Here is a 21,419-nt window from a genome sequence, read left to right on the forward strand (position 1 = left end):
CGTTGCCACCCTCTGTTCCGCCACGCTGGTCAGATCTCGGCGGCATCCGGGTCGCGGATGCCGCCAGGAGCGAGGTCGGGCATGGCGAAGGTGTAGGCGCCGTGGACACCGAGGTGGGAGTGGACGACTGTCCCTTTCTCCCGTACTTGGTCTGCCCCCCTGGCAAAGCGCCCGCCTCTGCCACCAGCGACGACTGCACCATGATCACAACGATACGGCTGCCGTACCGACTGGGCCCCCGACGTCCGCAAGGTCCACGAGGCCGACCGGCGTCAGGTGCCGATTGCGGTGCGCAGTGTGCCGGCCGTCAGTCGGGTGTCTCGGCTGACTCCCCCGACTCGGCGTCGTTGGCCGACGTGTACTCGTCGATGTCGTCGTTGGTCGCGGCCCAGCTGGCCAGCAGGTTCAGGGCGTCCTGCGAGGATGACGCGGGCTCGGCCGTGTAGGTGAGGAGAAACTGGCTGGGGTCGGCGCCCAGCGGGAAGGTCTCGAACGGCAGGTCGAGGTCGCCGACGACCGGGTGGTGGAGGAGCTTCACGCCTGTGGTGTGGATCCGGACGTTGTGGGCCGCCCAGCGGCGACGGAACTCTTCGCTGCGGGTGGACAGCTCCCCGATCAGGTCCGTCAGCCGCCGGTCGTAGAGATCGCGGCCGGCCTCGGCGCGCAGCATGGCGACCGTGTCGTTGGCGACCTTGTCCCAGTCGCGGAAGAACTCGGTCGCACGCGGGTCGAGGAAGACGAACCGGGCGTTGTTGGGCGGCCGCACCGGGTCGGCGTAGACCGGGGAGAACAGCGCACGCCCCAGGGGGTTGGCGGCCAGGATGTCCCCGCGTCCGTTGAGGACGAACGCGGGCGTGCCGGTCATGGAGTCCAGGACGCGCTGCACCGCGGGCCGGACGCGCTCCTGGGCCGGCCGGCGGCGCGGCGGACGGGTCGTGCCGGCACCGCGCAAGAGGTCGAGCAGGTGGATTCGCTCGGCCTCGTCGAGCTGCAGCGCCTGCGCGATGCCCTCGATGACGCTCTCGGAGACGCCGGTGGCGTCGCCGCGCTCCAGCCGGGTGTAGTACTCGCTGGAGATGCCCGCGAGCAGTGCCACCTCCTCGCGGCGCAGCCCGGTGACCCGCCGGCGCTCTCCGCCGTAGGCGGGCAGTCCGGCCTGTTCTGGGGTGACCTTGGCCCGTCGCGTGCCCAGGAATTCCCGGATCTCCGCACGAAAATCACCACGAATGTCGCGATTAGTGCCATAAGGGTCGTTTCCGCCTGCCATGTACTCCACTCTACGAGCGCGTCCCTCTGCCTGGGGGTCCCTCTCAGTGACCCCCTCATCAGGGACTCCCACACTCCCGCGACAACCGGTTCTGTTGATGGTGCACCGCCCACGGCGGGGTGAATGGGCCGGATACGGCGGCGCTTCTGCCGCCCGTCTCCCACCCACTGCCCGGCCGGCCGCCGGGACGGACACCACGCATCACCACCGCACACCGGGTGCCGGATCACGGCGCCTGAAGGACATGAGGAACCCCATGAGCAAGGTCATTCTCGTCACCGGTGCCGGACGCGGTCTCGGCACGGACATCGCCCGCGAGGCCCTCGCCACCGGCCACCGGGTCGTCGCCACCGGCCGCCGCCCCGAAGAGGTCGAGAAGACCCTCGGCGGACCCCAGGACAACCTGCTGGTCACCAAGCTCGACGTCACCAGCCCCGAGGACGCCGAAGCCGCCGCGCAGGCCGCCGTCGACCGCTTCGGCCGCATCGACGTCCTCATCAACAACGCCGGGAACCTCTTCACCGGCTACTTCGAGGAGATCTCGCCCGCGCAGATGCGCCAGCAGTTCGAGACCAACCTCTTCGGCCCGATGAACGTCACCCGCGCCGTCCTGCCGCTCATGCGTCGGCAGCGCGCCGGCCACATCATCACCATCACCTCGACCGCCGGACTGGTCGGCATGGAATTCACCTCCGCCTACGCCGCCTCCAAGTTCGCAGAAGAGGGCTGGATGGAGTCCCTGCACTACGACGTCGAGCCGTACGACATCCACACCACGGTCGTGGAGCCCGGCTACTTCCGTACCGAACTCCTCGTGGACGGCTCCACCACCTGGCCCGAGCTGTCCATCGACGACTACGCCCCGCGGACCGCCCTGAGGATCGAGGGCATGAAGAGCATGAACGGCCGGCAGCCCGGCGATCCCGCCAAGCTCGCCCGCGCCCTGCTCACCATCGCCGACCAAGACAAGCCACTGCAGCGCTTCGTCGCCGGCGCGGACGCCATCGAGGCCGCCCAGACCAAAGCGAAGGAACTCCTCGCCCAGGCCGAGGCCTCCCGCGAGCTGGGCGGCAGCCTGGCCTACGACGACACCCACGCCTGAGCAACACGCCCCGCACCCCGGCCGAGGCGGAAGCCGGGTGCATCTTCGACAGCATGGAGGCAGGCAACATGCCACTCAAAGGCGAGTACGAGCCGAGCAGGGCGCAGTTTGTGCGTGACCAGGTGGAGCTGTACGAAAGCTCCGGCGGTACGCAAGGGACGACGCTGGGTGTCCTGGTTTCACGTGAAGAAGACGAGAAGCTGCGGGACCTGCCCGTCGTCATCCTGACCACCATGGGCGCCAAAAGCGGCAAGATCCGCAAGACTCCCGTCATGCGGGTGGAGCACGACGGCGCCTACGCCGTGGTCGCCTCCATGGGAGGAGCCCCCACACACCCGGTCTGGTACCACAACGTGGTGGCGGACCCCCGGGTGGAGCTCCAGGACGGCCCGGTGCGCCAGGACATGCTGGCACGCGAGGTGACCGGGGACGAGAAGGCCGTGTGGTGGGCTCGAGCCGTCGAGGCGTTCCCGGACTATGCCGAATACCAGAAGAACACCGACCGCCAGATCCCGGTCCTCGTTCTGGAGCCGGCGGCCCAAAAGCACTGACGTGGCACAGCCCGTTCAGCCTACGGATCTCCGCCGCCTGGCCCTGGCAATCCGGGCCCCAGCTGCCGGCGGCCGGCTCGAAATCCCCCACGGACGGCCAGTACGCGCCCGGCTACCTGGAGGAAGCCATACGCATCACCAACGGCCAAGGCGTCGATGTCGTCGGCAGCCTGCCCTACGACGACGCCCACGCCTGAGCAACACGCCCCGCACCCGGGCCGGGGCGGAGGCCGCCGCCGGCTGCACCTACGGCAGCTGACCCGGGCCTGACGACCGCTACGACACGGAGTACCTGATGAAGCACGTATCACTGGGTGGGCTTGATGTCTCCCGCATCGGTCTGGGAGCAATGACCATGGCCGGCATCTACACCACGGGCGGGGGGCTCGATGACGCCGAGTCGATCCGCACCATCCACCGGGCGCTGGACCTCGGGGTCACCCACATCGACACCGCCGAGATCTACGGCCCCTTCCACAGCGAGGAGATCGTCGGCAAGGCCATCCAGGGCCGGCGCGACGACGTTGTCGTGGCGACGAAGTTCGGCCTGGTCTCCCACTCCGGCGGCGGCCCCGGCGTGATCGACAGCAGCGCCGCCAACGTGAAGGCCGCCGTCGAAGGCTCGCTCAAGCGGCTCGGCACCGACCACATCGACCTCTACTACCAGCACCGCGTCGACCCGAACACGCCCATTGAGGAGACCATCGGCGCGCTGGCCGAGCTGGTCGCCGAAGGCAAGGTGCGCCACATCGCACTCTCGGAGGCCGGCCCCGAGACGATCCGCCGGGCACACACCGTGCATCCGGTGGCCGCGCTCCAGACGGAATACTCACTCTGGACCCGCGACGTCGAGGCCGAGATCCTCCCGCTGCTGCGCGAGCTCGGCATCGGGTTCGTGCCCTACTCCCCGCTCGGCCACGGCCTGCTGACCGGGCAGATCCGCACCGTCGAGGACTTCACCGATGACGACTGGCGCAAGACCAACCCGCGCTTCACCGGCGAGAACTTCCAGCGCAACCTGCGCATCGTCGACGAAGTGCAGGCCATCGGCGCCGAGATCGGAGCCACCCCGGCACAGACGGCGCTGGCGTGGCTGCTGACCCGCGGCGACGACATCGCCCCGATCCCCGGAACCCGGCGGGTCTCGCGCGTCGAAGAAAACACCGCCGCCGACGGCATCGAACTCAGCGCCGCTCAGCTCGACCGCTTGAACAACCTCACGCCGGCCGCGGGCGAGCGCCATGACGAGGCGAACATGGCCAGCATCGACCGGTGACCGTCGGCGCCGCTGCACTCTTGAAGAAGGCCGGGGCCACAAACCCTCAGCGCTGGTCGCACCGGGTGGCAGGAACGAGAATCCACCGTGGGCTGTCCCTGCGGTGAGGGTCCGGTGTCCCGCGTCGGGAGGGACATTCGACATCCGTCCTGCCGCCCGGGCACAAGCGTGCAGAGAGGTTGTGGCCGGCCGGGCAGGAGGGGCGTATCCCGGCCGGCCATGCTCACTGATCCGTACGGGTCGTCGCTCTAGTAGAGCATGTGGTTGTAGAGGCCATACATGCCCTGGACGAGTGGCGGGTTGTACCAACCGGTGCCGCGGTCGTCCAGGTTGCGCCAGACGGCGTCGAACGCCGTGTCCTTCTCCGTGCGCATCTCGCTGTGGCTGATGGTGTCACCGTCGGAGGCCTTGTAGTACACAGCAGCATGGCTGACGTCGCTGTCCCAGTTCTTCACCGCCGAGTCGCCGTCGACCGTGTTGTCATGGGCCGAGCCGAGCAGGGTGTAGTCGGTGCCCATCTCGGAGGACTTCAGTCCGCCGAGCCAGGACAGGAAGCCGCTCCCCCCGCGCATGTCGCTGCACTGTTCGTGCGTGAGCGCACACCCCTCGAGAATGCCGTCGATCCCCTTGTGCGGGGTGCCGAGGGTCACGATGTCCTCGATGTACAGGTACGGCGGCCAGCCGCTGGGCCACGCGGCGGTGCCCACGTCGGCCAGTGAGCTGACCTGGGGCAGGTCGAGGGCGGACGCGGCGGCGCCGTATCTGCGGACTCCCTCGATCGCAGCCCGAGAGACGAGCCCGCCCATCGAGTGGGCCATGATGTCGATCGCGACTCCTTGGCCGGACCAGAAGTAATAGACCGTCCAAGCGAGCTGGCGGCCGACTTCCTGGATGCGTGTGTCGGTGGTGCCGTCCACCTTCACGTCGCAGTTGGTGGCGCCGGTGTAGTAGCCGAATGTGTAGACACTGGTCCAGCCGTTGGCGGTCAGCAGATCCTTGGCGGACTTCCAGCCGCCGGCGCAGTTGGGGTCGGCCTCCCGATCGAAGCCGTGGACCAGCAGGGTGATTCGTTTCCCGTCGGCCCTGGCGGGAGCGGCGTGCGCGGGTTGTCCGGTGACGGCGACGGTGACGATGGCGAGAATGAGGGCGATGCCGAGTCTGTGGAGCTTGTGCATGCGCACTCCGTTCAGTGGGGGGTGGCTGCACGGTACTCCGCTGACGATCATGCTCGCATCCGCCGGCATGACCTATATCCGCGGGCGCTACCGGGGCGCCATATCCGTCATCACTCCGGCCAGCTCCTCGCGTGAGGCGATCCCCAGCTTGCGGAACGCATTCGACAGGTGGTGGCCCACCGTGCGAGGGCTGAGGAACAGCCGCGAGCCGATCTGCCGGTTGGACAGTCCCTCGGCTGCCAGCAGCGCGACCTGCCGTTCCTGCGGGGTCAGGAACTCCGCCCGCCGGCCCCCAGCCGGCGGCGCGGTGACACCAGTGGCCTGCAGCTCCGCGCTCGCCCGTGCCCGCCACGCACCGGCACCTAGCTGGTCGAACAGTTCCAGGGCCATCCCGAGCTGTCGGCGGGCGTCACCACGGCGGCGTTCCCGCCTGAGCCACTCGCCATAGAGCAGGTGCGTACGGGCCGTGTGGAACGGCTGATCCGCCGCGACGCTCAGCGCGTCCTCGAAGTGAGTCCGGCGGTTCGCCGTGATGGCCTTGAGGCGCGCGGCGGCGGAGGTCGCCCAGGGCCGATTCACCGCCGCGGCCCATTCCTCGAATCCTCGGGCCGCCTTCTCGGCGGGCCGTCCGCTCCGGACCGCTGCTTCGACCAGGTCGGGTGCCGCGAACAAGCCCACAATGGCGTGCGTGGCCGGCACCTCCATGAGGTGCACGCGGGCTTGCTCCCACTGGCAGGCGGCCAGGTGATGGAGGCCAACGGCCCATGCGGCGATCGCCTGGACGGCAGGCACATCCCGGCTTGCCCGCGCAGCCAGATCAAGACAGGACTGGGCGTCACCGCGAACTGCGGCCAGCCAGGCGAGCACACCGCTGATCTGGCCGACCCGATGCTGCTGGTGGGTGTCACACGAGATGGCCAGCGCCTCCTGTGCCGCCGCGGTCGCCTCCGCGTGCTGATCACCCAGCATCTGGGCCTGGGCCAGCAAGACCAGCGCGTCTGGCAGCACGCCGATCCACCCGCCGTCACGGCAGCGGGCCACGAACCGCGCGGCCAGGTCGCGAGCCGTACGCTCCTCGCCGGCCATGAGACTCAGCGAACTGGCCAGCGGGAGCATGACCGGGCTGGTGGCGAGCTGGACGGCCGCCGTACGCAGGTTGGCCAGGTTCGTGACCGGGTCGCCCTCGATGAGCCGGGTGACCGTGGCCATGCCGCGCGCCTGGACGCGCAGCATTCCGGGGGCAGGCCGCGCGAGAGCACGCAGGGCAGCCTCGGCCTCACGAGCGATCGTCGCGTTCCCGCCGAGGGAGGCGGCGCGGACCGCGTCGCACAGCAGCTGCCCTGCCACCTCCGGGTCGGCCACACTGCGGGCCCCCTCTACAAGGCTGCGGGCCGCGTGACACGGATCGCCACGTTCGCCAGAGGTCCAGGCGTTGACTCGCGCCAGCCGGGCCGGGTCCGCCGTGTCCTCGACGCGTGCGGCCAGCCGTTCTGCGCGCGGGAGCTGCCCGGCGTGCATCGCCTGCTCGGCGGCGGACAACAGCAGTTCGGTACGCCGGCTGGGCACGGCGGTGAACTCCGCGGCCCGCTCGAACGCGGCGGAGGCGGCCGCGACATCCTGCTGGAGCTTTGCCCGTACGGCTACGCTCGCCAATTCCTGGCTGAGGCACTCGTCGGGCGCAGGTCTGCCGGCCGCGCGGTGCCACGCTCGCCGATCGGCGTGACTGTCGTCCAGAACCTCGGCCAGGGCGAGGTGCGCGGCCTGGCGGCGGAAGTAGGGCGCGGCGTGATAGGCGGCGCTTCGGATCAAGGGATGCCGGAAGCTCACCGCACCGTCGGCCGTCACGTGGATCATGGTGGCGCGCTCAGCCGCCGCCAAGTCCGCCGCGTCGCAGCCGAGCCGCTTCGCCGCTCGCAGCAGCACACCCAGCTCCCCGGTGTCATCGGCGGCGACGATCAGCAGGACGGTCTGGGTGGCCTCGGGAAGCCCGATGATCTGCTCGCGGAAGGCCCGCTGGACCCCGCGTGCCGGTGCCCCGGCGTCGACGTAGGACGGTAACGCGCCTAATCGGCCCTCTCGCTGGCGCGGCGTGAGCTGCGCCGACAGTTCCAGCAGGGCCAGGGGGTTGCCGTGCGCCTCGGCGATGATCCTGCGGCGTACCTGGGGCGGCAGATCCTCCTCCAGCAGCGCGGCCGCCGCCTCTTCGCCGAGCCCGTCCAACGCCAGCTCCGCGATGCCGTACGCGGGCCCGCCACCGCGACCGGCGAAGATCATGGCAATGCCCTCGGCGTGCAGCCGCCTGGCCGCGAACGTCAGCGCTTCCAGCGAGGTGCGATCCATCCACTGGGTGTCGTCGATCAAGCACAGGATCGGCTCGTCACCCAGCTCCGACAGCAAGGTCAGCGCGGCCAGACCGACGAGGAAGCGGTCGCCTGCCGCCGACGTGGCCAACCGGCAGGCGCTGCGTAACGCGATCGCCTGACCGGCAGGGAGCTTGTCGATGCGACTCAGCGCCGGGCGGAGCAGCACCTGAAGCGCGCCGAAGGGGATGGCCGCCTCCGACTCCACCCCCCGCGTCCGCAGCACTCGCCAGCCGGTTGCCTGGGACTCCGCGTAGTCGAGCAGCGCCGACTTGCCGATGCCCGCGTCTCCGGTGACGAACAGGGCGCCGCTGAGGCCGGCCTCGGCACGGCCGAGCACGCAATCGATCTCCCGCTGCTCATCGAGCCGCCCAAGCACGACATCCAGTATGGAGCCAGAAGGTCGTCAAGGTGGGAGTCAGGTGTCCCCCGCGAGCAGTCATCCAACGCGGGCCGCCGATCCCCCGTCCACGGACAGGCCGACCCCCATCGACGTACGGCGCGCGGTCCGAGTTTCGGTGCCGGTGCAGCCTTCGCAAGTCGCGTACCAGGGCCGGAGTATTCGCTTCTAAGCTCGCATGCATGGCAAAGTACTTCGATGTGCATCCGGACAACCCGCAACCCCGGATGATCCGTCAGGTGGTCGATCTCCTCCACGCGGACGGGCTGATCGCGTACCCGACGGACTCGTGCTTCGCGTTGGGGTGCCGGCTGGGCAACAAGGAGGGCATCGACCGGATCAGGGAGATCCGCCAGCTCGGTGGCGAGCATCACTTCACCCTGGTTTGCAGGGATTTTGCTCAGTTCGGCCAGTTCGTGCACGTGAACAACGCGCTGTTCCGCTCGATCAAGGCGGCGACTCCCGGCAGCTACACGTTCATCCTGCCTGCGACGAAGGAGGTGCCGCGGCGGTTGCTGCATCCCAGGAAGAAGACGGTCGGCGTGCGGATCCCCGATCACATCGTCACGCAGGCGTTGCTGACCGAGCTCGGCGAACCGCTGCTGTCGAGCACCCTGCTGCTGCCCGACGAGGCCGAGCCCATGACGCAGGGCTGGGAGATCAAGGAAAGACTCGACTACGTGGTGGATGCTGTGATCGACTCCGGCGAGTGCGGCGCCGTGCCGACCACGGTCATCGACTTCTCGCAGGACGAACCCGAGATTCTTCGCAGAGGCGCCGGAGACCCGTCCCGCTTCGAGTAGGTGATCGGTGTCAGCCAAAGCCGGGAGAGGTACCGCGGCGCGGCGGCCGCATCATCGTGTTCGTCCGCCGCGTGTGTCACGCTCGCGGCGGATGGTCGGTCTCCTTCCCTTGATCGTGGTTCGCCGGAGGGCGGCGATCACCTCGTCGACTGCCGCCTGCGGCACCTCCACCAGCGAGTACCGGTCGGCGATCTCGATCGCGCCGATGTCGCGCCCGCTCAGGCTCGACTCGCCGGCGATCGCGCCGACCAGGTCCTGCGGCCGGACTCCTGCATTGCGCCCGAGGCTGAAGAAGAGGCGTGTCATTCCACCCGCCGGGGCGCGAGCGTATCGCTCGCCGTCCGAGGCCGCCTCCCGCTGCCCACGCCGCTTCTCCACGGTCCGCGGGACCACCTCGGGAATCTCCTGCTCGTCGAGCGCAGCCCCACTGGACTCGTGCGTCAGCTTGACGGCGGCGAGCGCCACTTCCATGAGGTCGAACTCATCGGTGAGCGACTCCACCACGACGCGGAAGGGCTCCAGGTCGTCCTCCAGGAGGGATTCCTCCAGCGCGGCACGGGTCAGTTCCATCCGGCGCGTCTGGAGGTCGGCGACGGTCGGCAGCCTCTCCACCGGGATCCGCTGCTTGGTCACCCGCTCTATCGCCTTGAGCATGCGGTGCTCGCGCGGCTCCACCAGGGTCAGAGCCACCCCTTCGCGGCCGGCGCGGCCTACCCTGCCGATGCGGTGGACGTACGCCTCGGGCGCGGACGGCACGTTGTAGTTGACGACGTGGCTGAGTTGTTCGATGTCGAGGCCTCGCGCGGCCACGTCGGTCGCAATGAGCAGGTCGGCGGTCCCGGCCCGCAGTCGTGACATCACCCGGTCGCGTTGCTCCTGCTCCATCCCGCCGTGCAGGGCCTCGGCACGGTGGCCGCGCCCGTTCATGGTTTCCGTGAGCTGGTCGACCTCGTCACGGGTGCGGCAGAAGATGATCGCGGCTGTCGGCGCCTCGATGTCGAGAAGGCGGCCGAGCGCTGCGGGTTTGTGCGCCCTGGCGACCATGTACGCGCTCTGCTCCACCAGCGGGGTCGTCTGGCGGCCCTCTGCTGCCGTGTGCCCCATCTCTATCCGTACCGGGTCGTGCAGATGGCGGCGGGCGATTCCATCGATGCGCGGCGGAAGCGTCGCGGAGAACAGCACGGTCTGGCGACTTTCGGGGGTCGCCGCGAGTATCGCCTCGATGTCGTCGGCGAACCCCATGTCGAGCATCTCGTCTGCCTCGTCCAGCACGACGGTGCGCAGCCCCTCCAGGTCGAGCGTTCCCCTGCCGATGTGATCGAGGGCCCGTCCCGGTGTCGCGACCACGACGTCCACCCCGCGCTTGAGCGCCTGCAATTGCCGGCCGATGGGCGCTCCGCCATAGATCGGCAAGACGCGGGTACCCAGTATGCGGCCGTACCGGTGGAACGCCTCCGAAACTTGGATGGCCAGCTCACGCGTGGGCACAAGCACCAGCGTCACAGGCCCGGCACCACCGCCGGGGTGGGGCATTCGCTGAAGCACGGGCAACGCGAACGCCGCGGTCTTCCCCGTGCCCGTCGCCGCCTGCCCGAGCAGATCACGCCCCTCCACCAACGGGGGGATCGCCTCTCTCTGGATCGGAGTCGGCTCTTCGTAACCCAGAGCCGACAGCACGTCCAGGAGCTCAGATCGGAGCCTCAGATCGGCGAAGGTGGCTTCCCCGCCGGTTTCGTTCATGGTCATCGCCGACTCCTCATGAGCTCCCGCACCTACCTCGACACCCCTTCTGCCGGTCATCCCCTGGGAAGGGCTTCGATGCACCCAAGCCCCCGATCCCTGTACATGCTGCCCGGCGACAGGCCGGTGCGGGAGCGTCCGGGTGCGGACCAGTCCCCGCCGAACACGGCAGCCGTCTCCGTCCACCGTACGCAATACGGCAGCCCTATCCTTGCAGAGGGGCCATCTCCCAAGCCCTGCGGCAGGTCCACGGATGACGGGTTTCTCGTCCCGGCCCGGCCTCATCGAGGAATACGCCGAGACGACCGGCGCCGTGCTGGGCGGCCAGGGCGGCTTAGGCGGAGGCCAGCTTCCGGATGCGCGGATGGTTCTCCAGCGCCCACCGCACGGTCTTCGGCGGGCGCCCGAGCAGGGTTTCCAGCTGGTCGGTGACGCCGCCGTACCCCCCGCGGCCCATCAGCCGGGTCAGGGTCTTCAGGTGTTCCGCGATGTGCGGAAACGCGGCCATGGCGCTGTCCACGTAGGTCTCGTTCCAGGTTTCGATCTCTTCGGGAACGTAGACGACCTGGCGTCCCAGCGCGGCCCCGTAGTCCTCCGCGAACCCGTGCATGTCCTTCAGTTCCGGGCCGGTGAGCTCGTAGGACTTCGAGATGTGCGGCGCCGGGTCGGCCAGGATCTTCGCGCACAGCTCCGCCACGTCGTAGCCTGCGATGGGCGCGAGCCGCTGGTGGCCGAAGGGCAGGCGCAGTTCACCGTTGCTCAGCGGACCCAGCGCCAGCCAGGTCAGGAGGGGGTTCTCGACGAACATGGCCGCCCGCACGTTGACGGTCGGGATGCCGGACCAGTCCAGCACCTGCTCGGCGATCCAGTGGGCCCGTTGCTGCGGCGACCACTGCGTGACGAGTCCGCCGAGCCGTGAACGCCGTTCTTCCTCTGGCGCTGTCATCTCCTCGAACGTCATGAACGACTGTTCGTACTCGGAGATGTTGACGAAGACCTCGATGTCGCCCTGGGCCCGCGCCGCCGCGGCCATCAGGCTGACGGCGTCGGTGTAGTACGGCGACAGGCTCATGCTGAAGTAGATGCGGCGGCAGCCCTTCAGCGCGGCGGTCACGTCGGCGATGTTGAGCAGGTCACCGACGAAGACCTCGGCCCCTGCCTGGCGGAGCGAGTGGGCGCGTTCGTCGTCCTGCCGCACGAACGCGCGCACCGGGTGCCCTTGTTCAAGCAGCATGTCGACCATCGTTCGGCTCACACCACCGATTTCGCCGGCGGCACCGGTGATCAGGATGGGGTTGCGCTCTGGCATCAATGTGTCCTCTGCCTGGTTGGGGTGAGTCAGCTGTTTCAGAAAGCCCAGGAGGTGGTCGGCGACCGTCTTGGGCTGCTTGGGGTGGCAAGGAGTGCCCTGCACGGGGTACGGCGGTCCGCTGGAAGCCGTTATTGGCGTCCATGCCGTCGCTCAGCGCGGCGGCAGTCCAGGGTCTTGGTCAGGACGCCTGGTCCTCGGAGGGCTTGCCTGAGCACCGAACGCTCCCCCGCATCTGGCAGCTCGTAGCCGGGTGACCATTCCCGCCGAAGCCGGTCGATGAAGGCGAAGTCGTTGAGCTCGATGGTCACCTGCGCATGAGCCGTGGGCTCTGCTCTATCCGAACGGTGCCGGTCAGGCGGATTCTGCGTAGCCTCATCGGGGCGCGGGGCCGTCGATGCGGGCGAGGAAGTCGAGGAGTGCGGCGTTGACCTCGGCGGGGCGCTCCTGCTGTGTCCAGTGCCCGCAGCCCGGCAGCACCACCGGGCCGTGCAGTTGAGGCGCGACAGCGCTCAGCGGGTTTCCCGATCCGCCCTGGCCACGGAAAATTTCGCTCAGCGAGCTGCCCCCGTCCGGGCCACGCAACGAGGTGACCATGTCGCGGTCTCCCACCACGTACAGCGCGGGGACGTCGATCCCGAGCCCCCGGAAAGGCGCGAGCAGTTCGTTGTTGCGTTCGATGTTCCGGTACCAGTTGAAGGCTCCGGTGAAGGCCTGCTCGCCGTGCAGGGCGAAGTCCTCGGCGTACGCCTGAATGTCCTCCTCCGTCAGCCAGGCAGGGAGAGCGGGCGACTCCGGCATGGTGTCCAGGAGGCCCAGACCGTCGGGTACGACCAACGGGCGGGGCTCCCTGCCGAGCGGGTTGTCGCCCGAGGCACCGACCAGGAGACGGCGCAAGGAGTCCGGGATGTCCTTGGCGAACTCCGCGTCAGCGACTCCCGGCTGCTGGAAGTAAACCTGGTAGAAGCCCTCGCCGTACTGGGTGCGGGTGATCGAGGGCGGGACCATCCCGCCCGGCAGAATGGGCGGAATACTGAGCCCGGCCACCGCGCGGACCTTGTCCGGGCGCAGCATCGCCGCGGTCCAGGCAACGGGTGCGCCCCAGTCGTGACCCACGACGACCGCCTGCTCCTCCCCCAGTTCCTCGATCAGGGCGGTCACGTCGCCGACGAGGTGGAGCAGGGTGTACGACGTGACGTCCGGCGGCTGCTCGCTGCGGGCGTAGCCGCGCTGGTCAGGGGCGACGACCCGGTACCCGGCCGCCGCCAGCGCCCCGAACTGGTGGCGCCAGGAGTACCAGCTCTCCGGCCAGCCGTGCAGCAGCAGGACCAGCGGCCCCTGCCCCTGCTCGGCGATGTGCAGCCTGACCCCGTTCACGTCCACGAAGCGGTGGGTGAGCGAGCTTTCCACAAGGATCTCCTTGGAATACGTGAGTGCGTGCTACTTCTTCAGCTGGGCGTACATGGCTTCCAGGTCGGCGGACAGCTGCGACTTGACCCAACGGGTGGTGTCGTCGGCCAGCACCTCGTGCGCCCCAGCCTCGATGCCGTCGAGCGCGGCCACGGCGATGTCGCGGGGGTCGGCCTTGGGCGCGTCGATACCCGACGTCATGTCGGTGTCCACGTAGGCCATGTGAAGCCCGGTCACCGCGATGTCGCGCGGCTGCAGCTCCAGGCGCAGAGAGTTGGTCTGCGACCACAGGGCGGCCTTGGAGGCGCTGTAGGGCGTGCCGTCGGCCAGCCACGACAGGGCGGAGTGGACGTTGAGGATGTGGCCCCCGCCGTTGCGCTCGATGATCGGAGCGAGGGCCCGGGTGACCAGCAGCGGCCCGTAGAAGTTGGTCTCCAGATCCCGGCGCACGTCGTCCATCGGGGAGTCGAGGTAGGAGGCGCCGACGGAGGCGCCGGCGTTGTTGATCAGGATGGTGACGTCCTGGGCCTGCTCGGCGGCGGCTGCCACGGATGCCGGGTCAGTGACCTCGAGCGCCAGCGGGACGGCATCGGGGTGTGTCACCGAGCGCGGGTCACGGGCCGTGGCGTAGACCTTGCCGGCACCGCGCGCGTAGAGCTCCTCGACCAGCACCTTGCCGATACCCCGGCTGCCTCCGGTGACGAAGACGTTGGCGCCCTTGATCGCTGTCACGACTACCTCCAGAAATGAGAAACCGATCGGTTTCATCCCACCGTAAACCGATCGGTTTCTTCATGCAAATCGGCGAGTCTTGCTTCCCACCCCACAGCGATCATGTGAGTTTGAGAACGAGACTCACCGGGAGTGCCGGATGATCACGACGCGCGGTGGCGAGGTGAAGTCGGCGGATCTCAGGCTTCCGGGAAGCCGGCCGCACGTCCGTCGGTGCAGGCCGCGCTCGCCCGGCGTGCGGCGGGTGACGTCGCGAGCCCGCCGGCGATCGACGCGGCCTGGCTGCGCGAACCGTGCCTGGCGGCTGGTGCGGACGACAAGGATCGCCCCGGGCGAGATGACGCCGGACTCATTGAGAAACCGATCGGTTTCCAGCTGCAAGTGCGAGCATCAAGACGAATCCGGGCCGCGTCACCGGCTGCGTTCAGCAGATTCTCACAAGGAACCCCAGGGCTCGGCCCTGGTCACCGAGCCTGCCCGAAAGGCGATGCGTCAGCGCATGCCTGCCGCATCGAGCAGGGTGACCACGGTAGGTGCGATGAGCCCTGTCAGGTTGTCGGCTCCGATCCCCGCACGGGCGCTGGCGCCGTCGAAGACCAGGCTGAGCTGCCGGGCCAGCAGGTCCGGGTCGCTCGCGCCACCCTGTTCGGCCTCGGCACGGAAAAAGGCCATCAGGTTCGCCTTGACCCGGTGCGCCACCCGGCTCGCAGGGTGGTTCTGATCCTTGAGCTCGATCTGAACAGCCAGGTACTGGCAGCCTCGGAACTCGGGCGCAACCGACTGCGACTCCACCTGCCCGAAGACGTGCATGATCCGCTCGCGGGGCGAACGGCCATCGTCCGCCGCAGGCAGGAGCCCGGCCACGAAGGCAGCGGCGCGCTCCGCCAGGCTCGCTGCCAGCAGTTCGTCCTTGCTCTCGAACAGCTGGTACATGGAGCGCTTCGACACCCCCGCCGCCTTGCACAACGCCTCCACGCCGATGCCGACACCGTCTCGGTAGGTCAGCCTGGCCGCCGCCTCCAGCAGCCGCTCTCTAGGACTTGGCTTCACTTCGGTGGTCATAGTGCGAGGTTAACTCGATTCGGACGAAATGAAAACCGATCGGTTTCCAAGGTGTGCCGGGGCCGGGCCTGGTCGCACCGATAACCACGATCTTCACGAAGGACCTGTTTCCTGTTCGCCGGGAAACCTTTGACGGGCGCGTAACCGGCGGCGCTCTTCCGGAGTGGTGCCGCCCCACATGCCGTCCGGTTCGCCGGTGCGCAGGGCCCAGTCGAGGCAGGCCGCTTGTACGGGGCAGGTCTGGCAGATGCGCCGTGCCTGCTCCTCACGTTGACCGGGATGGTCGTCCCACGTGATCGGGAAGAACAGGCCGGGGTCCGCGTCCTGGCAGGCGGCGCGGGCGGTCCAGCGCAGCGGGGATCGGGGCTCCCGGTACTGGTGAATCTGATGAATGGGCATGATCTCCACCTCGTGGACGATGGGTCAGTATGAGGCGCCGCGGACCCCGGCCAGGCGTACGCCCGCGTCGTCGGCGGGCGGCCCGCCGGGCGCTGGATATCAAGACCCGCAGGCCCGAGCAGTCCAGGAAGGACACCTCGGTCAGATCGAAGACCACATGGTCGCCGGGCCGGCGGACGCGGTTGACGTAGCGGGCCAGTCGGCCGCTGTCGGCGAGGTCGATCTCACCGCCGACCGCGATCAGGCTCGTGCCGGAAAGGTGCTGATGCCTCAGCGTCAGCGACGTGGTGAGGCTCTCGCGGGATCGGCCGGGAGCTCGAGTTGCAGGGCGGCGACCATGCGCGCACCATGAACCTTTCGTGTCGGCGTCTGTTGCTCGGTCTCCGGGGCGGCGGAGAGTCGAGGACCCCGGCTTCAGAAGGCACGGAAGATCCCGTCCGGGTCGTAGCGGTTCCAGAGGCCGATGACCCGCTCACCGGTCGCACCGGGGTAAATCCGCGCGAAGGCGCCGGGGCCGGGGCGGCTCTCGAAGCCGGTGTAGGCTCCGTCGAACCGTCCGGCCAGCGACTGCCAGGCCGCGTCGAGCTCCGCGCCGCGTTGCGGAGGAAACGCCGAGGCGACGACCAGCGTGTTCTGATGCCGGTGCGCGTACGCGGTCGCGCCGGTGGGCACGTCGTTGACCGCCCCGCCCACGGAGCGCAGCCGGATCGAGGGCTGATGAGGCACGGTCGCGGCCGCCATGATCGCCGCCGCGTCGTCGTCGGTCATGGCCGCGAGCAGGCCATTGGTGGTGGTGCTGTGCTGCTGCCCGGTGTTGGGGTACAGGTGAGTGGTGGAGACCAGGGCGTGGTACGGAGCGAGCTGCACGTTCAGGTCGAGCAGCCTGGTGCCGATGCGGAGCAGTGGTTCGACCGCCGTCCGCAGGTGATGCCGGCCTGTGTCGGCGACCACGGCGATGATGGAGCGACCAGGGCGGAGCCGTGGGACTGCAGGGTGACGGCGCTGGTCAGCTCGCGCGCGGCGGACGCCATGTGGTCGGCCCACTGCCGCAGCGCTCGGCCGTCCCGCTTGATCTCCACGGCGATCTGCGCGTACCCGACGTCACGCAACTCCATCGCCTCGATCTCGAACGCCACCACGATGCCGGCCCCCGAGCCGGCACCGCGAACCGCCCACAGCAGGTCCGGCTCGTGCTCGGCGTCGGCGCGCACCGTCGTCCCGTCGGCCAGGACGACATCGGCGGCGCGGATGTGGTCGATGGTCAGTCCGTAGTGGCGGACCAGCCAGCCGATGCCGCCTGCGGTGGCCAGGCCGCCGACGCCGATGTTGCCGTGGTAGCCGGAGCCGATCGCCAGCCCGTACGGCGCGAGCGTCTGCGCGACCGTCGCCCAGCGGGCGCCGGCCTGCACCCGGACGAGCCGGGTGCGCCGGTCGAGCACTTCGACGCGGTTCATCGCCGACAGGTCGATGACCACGCCGCCGTCTTCGGAGGCGCGCCCGGACAGGCCGTGCCCTCCGCTGCGCACGGTCAGGGGCAGGTCCCGATCGCGGGCGAAGCGCAGCGCGGCGACCACCTCGGCCGTGCTCTCGGGAAGCAGGACGACCGCGGGCTCGGCCACTGTCGTGTACGTGGAGCACAGCAGGAGATACCGCGGGTCCCCGGGAGTGACGATCTTGCCTTCCAGTTCGGGCGGAGCCGTGGACAGGTTCGGCGTCATAGTCGCTGGTCCCCCCGCTCACGGAGGGCGGCGAACCACTTGTCCGGGGGGATGTTGCGGGAGTGGCCGGTGATGGCGAGCGTCCGGGTCGCGCGGCTGCCCGGCCACAGCGAAACGGTTCCTGCGGCAGACATCTCGGTCGTGGTCCGGTCGGCGTCCTGCCCGTCGGCTTCGGGCTTGAGGTTCAAGGGGTGTCCGTGGTCTGTCACAGTTGCAGCTTTCTGGTTCGTTTCATGGCGGATCGACAGGTCCGTGGGCGGAGGCCGGGACGGCTCGTCTTTCCTCCGACCGTGCTTGCGATAGATGGTTCGCCTCACCGGGCGAATGAGGCGCGAGGGGCCGGCAGGCGAGCCGGGTGCCGGATGGGTCTCATCGGCGCGGCTGCCGGCCCCTGGGTCCGCCGGATCAGGCGGCTTGGTGGCGTTGCCAGTGCTCTTCGAGGACGGCGGCGACCTGCACCGGCCGCTGCAGCACCGGCCAGTGGTTGCAGTCCAGCTTGATCACGTGTTCCGCGCGGATGGCCCGGCCCAGTTCGTCGGCGAACTCGACCTGGCAGGCGGGGTCGCGTGCGCCCCAGAACACGAGGCCGGGCGCGGTCAGCTTCGCCAGCTCGGGTTCCCACTCGCTGCCCATCCGCACCGCGGAGCGGTAGAGCTTGAGAATGCTGTCCTTCATCGGCGCGTCCACGTGCCGCACCATCTCCTCGGCCAGGTGGGCGGGCACCTCGAAGCCGGTGATCAGATCGTTGGCGAAGCCCTGCGGCGTCAGCCCGGCCATGAAACGGTCCCCCTCGACCGGGTCCTGCCAGATCTTGGCCAGCGGATGCCAGACGTACCGGGCGCTGATCGGGCCGTTGCCGCCGGCCCAGGTGCGTACCAGGTCGGGACGCAGGGACGCGACCCGGGCGGTGAGGATGCCGCCCCAGTCGTGGCCGACCAGGTCGACCGGCTCGCCGATCCCCTCCAGACGGCCGATCAGCCAGTCGGCGTACTCCTCCTTGGTGCTGCCGAAGCCGTCCGGACGTGGAGCGCCGAAGCCCGGCAGGTCCCAGGCTTCCACATCGCCACGCGTCAGGTGCCGGCGGACGCCCTCCCAGACGCGGTGGGTGTCGGGGACGCCGTGGATGAGGATCGCGGGCATGGGGGTGTCACTCCTGCGCGTGGTCGGCGGCATCGAGGATGACGGCGGTCACGGCGTCAGGCTGGGACGCCGCGAGCGCGTGCGAGGCGCCGGGAATCTCCCGGGTTCCGCGGGAGCCGGCGCGTTCGGCCATGAAGCGCAGTGCCGCGGCCGGGATGTTGAGGTCACGCTCGCCGTGGACGAACCAGGACGGTGTGGCGCGCCAGGCTGGCTCGTCCGCCGTCAGGGCGTCGGTCAGGGCGCGCTCGGTCACCGGCCGCTGGGTCGGCGCCATCAGCGCGGCCTCGCCGGCATCGAGGTCGGCGCAGAACTGGTGGTGGAACTTGTCCGCGGCGATGCGGAACTCGTTGCCGCCGGAGGCGACCGGGTAGGCGACCAGCGCGCCGGCCAGGGTGCTGCCTTCGAACTTGCCGGACAGCAGGAACGCGTTCTCGCCGGGTTCGGGGGCGAAGGCGGCGACGTAGACCAGGGCGCGGACGTTCGGGTTGCCGGCCGCGGCCTGGGTGATCACCATGCCGCCGTAGGAGTGGCCGACCAGGATGACCGGGCGGCCGAGGCCGGCGATCACGTCGCGCACGTAGGTGGCGTCGCCTTCCACGCTGCGCAGCGGGTTGGCCACGGCGACGGCCGGCAACCCACGGCTGTGCAGGCGCTGGATGACGCGGTTCCAGCTCGCGGACTCGGCGAAGGCGCCGTGGACCAGGACGATGACGGGCTGCTCGTTCATGAGTTGGCCTTTCCGGTGTTCAGGGCGGTTTTGAGGACCTCGATGGCCTGGGCGGTGGCGGCGCGCGCGGCGTGGGTGTCGCGCAGCGGGTTGAGCATCATGAAGTCGTGCAGGGTGCCGTTGTAACGGACGCTGGTGGTCGGGACGCCGACCGCGGTGAGCTTGCGGGCGTAGGCCTCGCCCTCGTCGCGCAGCACGTCGTTCTCGTCCACGATGACGAACGCGGGCGGTAGGCCTTTGAGATCATCAAGGGTGGCGCGCAGCGGTGAGGCGGTGATCTCCGCGCGCTGGGCGGGGTCGGTGGTGTACGCGTCCCAGAACCAGGCCATCGCCTTGGCGGTCAGGTGGGGGCCGTCGGCGAACTCGCGGTAGCTGGCGGTGTCCTGGGCGGCGTCGGTGACCGGGTAGTACAGCGACTGGTGTACGAAGGCGACGTCGCCGCGCCGCTTGGCCAGGATGGTCAGCGCGGCGGTCATGTTGCCGCCGACCGAGTCCCCGGCGACCGCCAGCCGGGAGGTGTCCAGCCCCTCGTCCGCGCCGTGCCGGGTGATCCACCGCGCGGTGGCGTAGGCCTGCTCGATGGCCACCGGGTAACGCGCCTCGGGCGAGCGGTCGTACTCGACGAAGACGACCGCCGCGTTCGCCCCGACGGCGAGTTCGCGGACGAGCCGGTCGTGGGTGCCGGCGTCGCCGAGGATCCAGCCGCCGCCGTGGACGTACAGGACGGCGGGCAGCGCGGCCGTCGTCCCGGTGGGCTTGACGATGCGTACCCGCACGTCGCCGGCCTCGGCCGGCACGGTGATCCACTTCTCCTCCACGTCCGGCTTGCCGACCGGGGCGGTTTGGAGGTCGTCCAGCACCTTGCGGGCGCCGTCGGGCCCTAGCTCGTACAGGAACGGGGGCTTGGCGGTCGCGTCGGCGAACTCCTGCGCCGCTGGCTCCAGAAAATGCCTGCTCATAATGTTCTTTCTTGGTTCGTGGCGGGTGACGGCCGGCGGATGCATGTGCTGCCTCGTCCGGATCGATGGCGAAAGATGGCGAGCCTTACCGGTGGCCGCCGTCGCCGCCAACCGGTCGCCAGCTAAGACCCGACAGCCTTCGGGCTTGTGACAGCCCCGCGAAAATTCCTCATGAGTGCTGGGAGCAAGCCGTCCAGCAGCCGCTGGTCGATGTCCGGATTTACGCGGGCCAACCGGTCGTCTCCTCATGGCGCGGCGGTCACGCTAGGGACGTCACGGATGCGAACGCGGCGCGGGCGGGTGGACCCTGTCCCGCATGCGCTCGCACCCGGTCTCGCAGCGCCTCTCCGTGTGGGCAGAAGAGGAAGGAACTGACGGGCAATGGCCGATCTGGACTATGGCTGGCGTCTTCGCGAGGTCATGGCGGAGCGCGGCATGTCCTCCACCACGGAGCTGCGTCCCCTGCTGGCCGCTCGCGGTGTCGACCTGTCGCCGAGCCAGGTGTACCGGCTCGTGGTCGGCAAGCCGGAGCGGCTGAGCCTCCGCACGCTGATGGCGTTGCTGGACATCCTCGACTGCGCGATGGACGACCTGATCGAACCGCCGCCCGCCCGGACGGTCCGTCGTACAGGGAAGTGATGCGGAGTCGTCGACGACCCCGACCTCCTGCTGCATGCCGTCAAGCTGGTCAAGGACGCCGAACGGCCGCTGGTCCACGCTTCGGCGGCCGAGGATGCGGGCCGGGCTCTCGGCGCGTACGGCGATCTCGCACCGCGGGATCGCCTGGACACCGCACTCGACCTGTACGACGGGTCGAGCGCCGCACATGATGCGGCCTGCGCCGGGCGCACCGGCCCGGTGACAGTGTGGAGGAAAGCCGGTGGGGTTGACTGCGGCGGAGTCAAGGTGGCCCGGTTGGTACCGGCAGGTCGCCGAGCAGCTGTTCCTGCCGCGCTCTGAAACTCCGCCGCCCGAAGACCCGCGGCCCGTGTCGCCGCTCATGCACCGCCAATGTCACAGATAGGATTTGGCGCGCTAAAGACGCCATGCATCGGCAAATCCCAGCGAAGGTGACACCGAGACCGCGCCGCCGCTGAGACGGCATCGCGAGTTGGCGGAGCTGGACGTGCTGGTGGACCGTGCCCGCGACGGTCACAGCGGCGCGCCGGCCGTCTCCGGCGAGGCCGGCGTCGGCAAGACCGCGTTCCCATACGTGCTGTGGCTACCAGCCATACGGCTTGTTCCGCCGCATCTACGAGATGCTCGCCCCCGGAACACCATGATGATCG

Annotated in this window: 21 protein-coding genes; 5 read left to right on the top strand and 16 right to left on the bottom strand. The window is 69.4% G+C overall.

The genetic code is table 11. From position 1 onward, the window contains the following. Positions 1–307: 307 nt before the first annotated feature. Positions 308–1,267 carry a helix-turn-helix domain-containing protein gene (locus ACTMTI_RS41430; protein WP_441126263.1) on the bottom strand — a complete coding sequence of 320 codons (960 nt, stop codon included), beginning with the start codon at positions 1,265–1,267 and terminating at the stop codon, positions 308–310. 256 nt (positions 1,268–1,523) lie between these two features. On the opposite strand from ACTMTI_RS41430, the gene ACTMTI_RS41435 reads away from it, so the two are divergent. From ACTMTI_RS41435 to ACTMTI_RS41445, 3 genes are all read left to right on the top strand, one after another. Beyond that, a complete protein-coding gene (locus tag ACTMTI_RS41435; protein ID WP_441126264.1) occupies positions 1,524–2,369 on the top strand; it encodes an SDR family oxidoreductase in 846 nt (281 codons plus the stop codon). A gap of 68 nt (positions 2,370–2,437) precedes the next feature. Then, on the top strand, positions 2,438–2,920 hold the full coding sequence (locus tag ACTMTI_RS41440; protein WP_441126265.1) for a nitroreductase family deazaflavin-dependent oxidoreductase: 483 nt from the start codon (positions 2,438–2,440) through the stop codon (positions 2,918–2,920). Between the two features lie 295 nt (positions 2,921–3,215). Then, on the top strand, positions 3,216–4,196 hold the full coding sequence (locus ACTMTI_RS41445) for an aldo/keto reductase (protein WP_441126266.1): 981 nt from the start codon (positions 3,216–3,218) through the stop codon (positions 4,194–4,196). Positions 4,197–4,444: 248 nt separating this feature from the next. On the opposite strand, the gene ACTMTI_RS41450 is transcribed toward ACTMTI_RS41445, so the two are convergent. Both ACTMTI_RS41450 and ACTMTI_RS41455 read right to left on the bottom strand, forming a co-directional pair. Beyond that, positions 4,445–5,371 (bottom strand): esterase/lipase family protein, encoded by a 927-nt coding sequence (locus tag ACTMTI_RS41450; RefSeq protein ID WP_441126267.1) that lies wholly within the window; start codon positions 5,369–5,371, stop codon positions 4,445–4,447. Positions 5,372–5,458: 87 nt separating this feature from the next. Continuing rightward, positions 5,459–8,110 (bottom strand): AAA family ATPase, encoded by a 2,652-nt coding sequence (locus ACTMTI_RS41455; RefSeq protein ID WP_441126268.1) that lies wholly within the window; start codon positions 8,108–8,110, stop codon positions 5,459–5,461. Between the two features lie 203 nt (positions 8,111–8,313). Here ACTMTI_RS41455 and ACTMTI_RS41460 point away from each other — a divergent pair, with 203 nt between their 5' ends. Further along, positions 8,314–8,934: an L-threonylcarbamoyladenylate synthase gene (locus tag ACTMTI_RS41460; RefSeq protein WP_441126269.1), complete on the top strand. Its 621-nt coding sequence runs from the start codon at positions 8,314–8,316 to the stop codon at positions 8,932–8,934. A 51-nt stretch (positions 8,935–8,985) separates the two neighbouring features. On the opposite strand, the gene ACTMTI_RS41465 is transcribed toward ACTMTI_RS41460, so the two are convergent. The 13 genes from ACTMTI_RS41465 to ACTMTI_RS41525 all read right to left on the bottom strand — a co-directional run bounded on the left by ACTMTI_RS41465 (position 8,986) and on the right by ACTMTI_RS41525 (position 20,130). Further along, positions 8,986–10,680, bottom strand: coding sequence for a DEAD/DEAH box helicase (locus ACTMTI_RS41465; RefSeq protein ID WP_441126270.1), 1,695 nt, complete (start codon positions 10,678–10,680; stop codon positions 8,986–8,988). A 328-nt stretch (positions 10,681–11,008) separates the two neighbouring features. After that, entirely contained in the window at positions 11,009–11,983 is a 975-nt protein-coding gene (locus tag ACTMTI_RS41470; protein ID WP_441126271.1) for an NmrA family NAD(P)-binding protein, read from the bottom strand. 375 nt (positions 11,984–12,358) lie between these two features. Further along, positions 12,359–13,393, bottom strand: a complete 1,035-nt coding sequence (locus tag ACTMTI_RS41475) for an alpha/beta fold hydrolase (protein WP_441126272.1) — start codon at positions 13,391–13,393, stop codon at positions 12,359–12,361. Positions 13,394–13,423: 30 nt separating this feature from the next. Then, a complete protein-coding gene (locus tag ACTMTI_RS41480; protein WP_441126273.1) occupies positions 13,424–14,125 on the bottom strand; it encodes an SDR family oxidoreductase in 702 nt (233 codons plus the stop codon). A gap of 492 nt (positions 14,126–14,617) precedes the next feature. Beyond that, positions 14,618–15,187, bottom strand: coding sequence for a TetR/AcrR family transcriptional regulator (locus ACTMTI_RS41485; RefSeq protein ID WP_441126274.1), 570 nt, complete (start codon positions 15,185–15,187; stop codon positions 14,618–14,620). 93 nt (positions 15,188–15,280) lie between these two features. Next, a complete protein-coding gene (locus ACTMTI_RS41490; RefSeq protein ID WP_441126295.1) occupies positions 15,281–15,571 on the bottom strand; it encodes a WhiB family transcriptional regulator in 291 nt (96 codons plus the stop codon). Next, positions 15,453–16,043 (bottom strand): STAS domain-containing protein, encoded by a 591-nt coding sequence (locus tag ACTMTI_RS41495; RefSeq protein WP_441126296.1) that lies wholly within the window; start codon positions 16,041–16,043, stop codon positions 15,453–15,455. Before ACTMTI_RS41495 ends, ACTMTI_RS41490 begins: the two co-directional genes overlap by 119 nt. After that, positions 16,001–16,537: a hypothetical protein gene (locus ACTMTI_RS41500; RefSeq protein WP_441126275.1), complete on the bottom strand. Its 537-nt coding sequence runs from the start codon at positions 16,535–16,537 to the stop codon at positions 16,001–16,003. The genes ACTMTI_RS41495 and ACTMTI_RS41500 overlap by 43 nt, the downstream gene beginning before the upstream one ends. Continuing rightward, the gene (locus ACTMTI_RS41505; RefSeq protein WP_441126276.1) at positions 16,456–17,304 is read right to left on the bottom strand and encodes an FAD-binding oxidoreductase; all 849 of its coding nucleotides are present in this window, start codon (positions 17,302–17,304) and stop codon (positions 16,456–16,458) included. The genes ACTMTI_RS41500 and ACTMTI_RS41505 overlap by 82 nt, the downstream gene beginning before the upstream one ends. Next, positions 17,301–17,513 carry a hypothetical protein gene (locus ACTMTI_RS41510; protein WP_441126277.1) on the bottom strand — a complete coding sequence of 71 codons (213 nt, stop codon included), beginning with the start codon at positions 17,511–17,513 and terminating at the stop codon, positions 17,301–17,303. Before ACTMTI_RS41510 ends, ACTMTI_RS41505 begins: the two co-directional genes overlap by 4 nt. A 196-nt stretch (positions 17,514–17,709) precedes the next feature. After that, the gene (locus ACTMTI_RS41515; protein WP_441126278.1) at positions 17,710–18,444 is read right to left on the bottom strand and encodes an alpha/beta fold hydrolase; all 735 of its coding nucleotides are present in this window, start codon (positions 18,442–18,444) and stop codon (positions 17,710–17,712) included. A 7-nt stretch (positions 18,445–18,451) separates the two neighbouring features. After that, positions 18,452–19,171 carry an alpha/beta fold hydrolase gene (locus ACTMTI_RS41520; RefSeq protein WP_441126279.1) on the bottom strand — a complete coding sequence of 240 codons (720 nt, stop codon included), beginning with the start codon at positions 19,169–19,171 and terminating at the stop codon, positions 18,452–18,454. Continuing rightward, positions 19,168–20,130 (bottom strand): alpha/beta hydrolase, encoded by a 963-nt coding sequence (locus ACTMTI_RS41525; RefSeq protein ID WP_441126280.1) that lies wholly within the window; start codon positions 20,128–20,130, stop codon positions 19,168–19,170. The genes ACTMTI_RS41520 and ACTMTI_RS41525 overlap by 4 nt, the downstream gene beginning before the upstream one ends. A gap of 381 nt (positions 20,131–20,511) precedes the next feature. On the opposite strand from ACTMTI_RS41525, the gene ACTMTI_RS41530 reads away from it, so the two are divergent. Then, positions 20,512–20,769, top strand: a complete 258-nt coding sequence (locus tag ACTMTI_RS41530) for a helix-turn-helix domain-containing protein (protein WP_441126281.1) — start codon at positions 20,512–20,514, stop codon at positions 20,767–20,769. The last annotated feature ends 650 nt before the right edge of the window (positions 20,770–21,419 follow it).

It is taken from the genome of Nonomuraea sp. H19 (assembly GCF_052068215.1).
Taxonomy (GTDB): Bacteria; Actinomycetota; Actinomycetes; order Streptosporangiales; family Streptosporangiaceae; genus Nonomuraea.

What these genes read in the sequence shown, in the direction of transcription:
- ACTMTI_RS41485 (WP_441126274.1), bottom strand. Translation starts at nt 15,187, where the DNA reads ATGACCACCGAAGTGAAGCCAAGTCCTAGAGAGCGGCTGCTGGAGGCG.
- ACTMTI_RS41515 (WP_441126278.1), bottom strand. Translation starts at nt 18,444, where the DNA reads ATGCCCGCGATCCTCATCCACGGCGTCCCCGACACCCACCGCGTCTGG.
- ACTMTI_RS41435 (WP_441126264.1), top strand. Translation starts at nt 1,524, where the DNA reads ATGAGCAAGGTCATTCTCGTCACCGGTGCCGGACGCGGTCTCGGCACG.
- ACTMTI_RS41505 (WP_441126276.1), bottom strand. Translation starts at nt 17,304, where the DNA reads ATGACGCCGAACCTGTCCACGGCTCCGCCCGAACTGGAAGGCAAGATC.
- ACTMTI_RS41530 (WP_441126281.1), top strand. Translation starts at nt 20,512, where the DNA reads ATGGCCGATCTGGACTATGGCTGGCGTCTTCGCGAGGTCATGGCGGAG.
- ACTMTI_RS41525 (WP_441126280.1), bottom strand. Translation starts at nt 20,130, where the DNA reads ATGAGCAGGCATTTTCTGGAGCCAGCGGCGCAGGAGTTCGCCGACGCG.
- ACTMTI_RS41430 (WP_441126263.1), bottom strand. Translation starts at nt 1,267, where the DNA reads ATGGCAGGCGGAAACGACCCTTATGGCACTAATCGCGACATTCGTGGT.
- ACTMTI_RS41470 (WP_441126271.1), bottom strand. Translation starts at nt 11,983, where the DNA reads ATGCCAGAGCGCAACCCCATCCTGATCACCGGTGCCGCCGGCGAAATC.
- ACTMTI_RS41520 (WP_441126279.1), bottom strand. Translation starts at nt 19,171, where the DNA reads ATGAACGAGCAGCCCGTCATCGTCCTGGTCCACGGCGCCTTCGCCGAG.
- ACTMTI_RS41460 (WP_441126269.1), top strand. Translation starts at nt 8,314, where the DNA reads ATGGCAAAGTACTTCGATGTGCATCCGGACAACCCGCAACCCCGGATG.
- ACTMTI_RS41440 (WP_441126265.1), top strand. Translation starts at nt 2,438, where the DNA reads ATGCCACTCAAAGGCGAGTACGAGCCGAGCAGGGCGCAGTTTGTGCGT.
- ACTMTI_RS41450 (WP_441126267.1), bottom strand. Translation starts at nt 5,371, where the DNA reads ATGCACAAGCTCCACAGACTCGGCATCGCCCTCATTCTCGCCATCGTC.
- ACTMTI_RS41465 (WP_441126270.1), bottom strand. Translation starts at nt 10,680, where the DNA reads ATGACCATGAACGAAACCGGCGGGGAAGCCACCTTCGCCGATCTGAGG.
- ACTMTI_RS41445 (WP_441126266.1), top strand. Translation starts at nt 3,216, where the DNA reads ATGAAGCACGTATCACTGGGTGGGCTTGATGTCTCCCGCATCGGTCTG.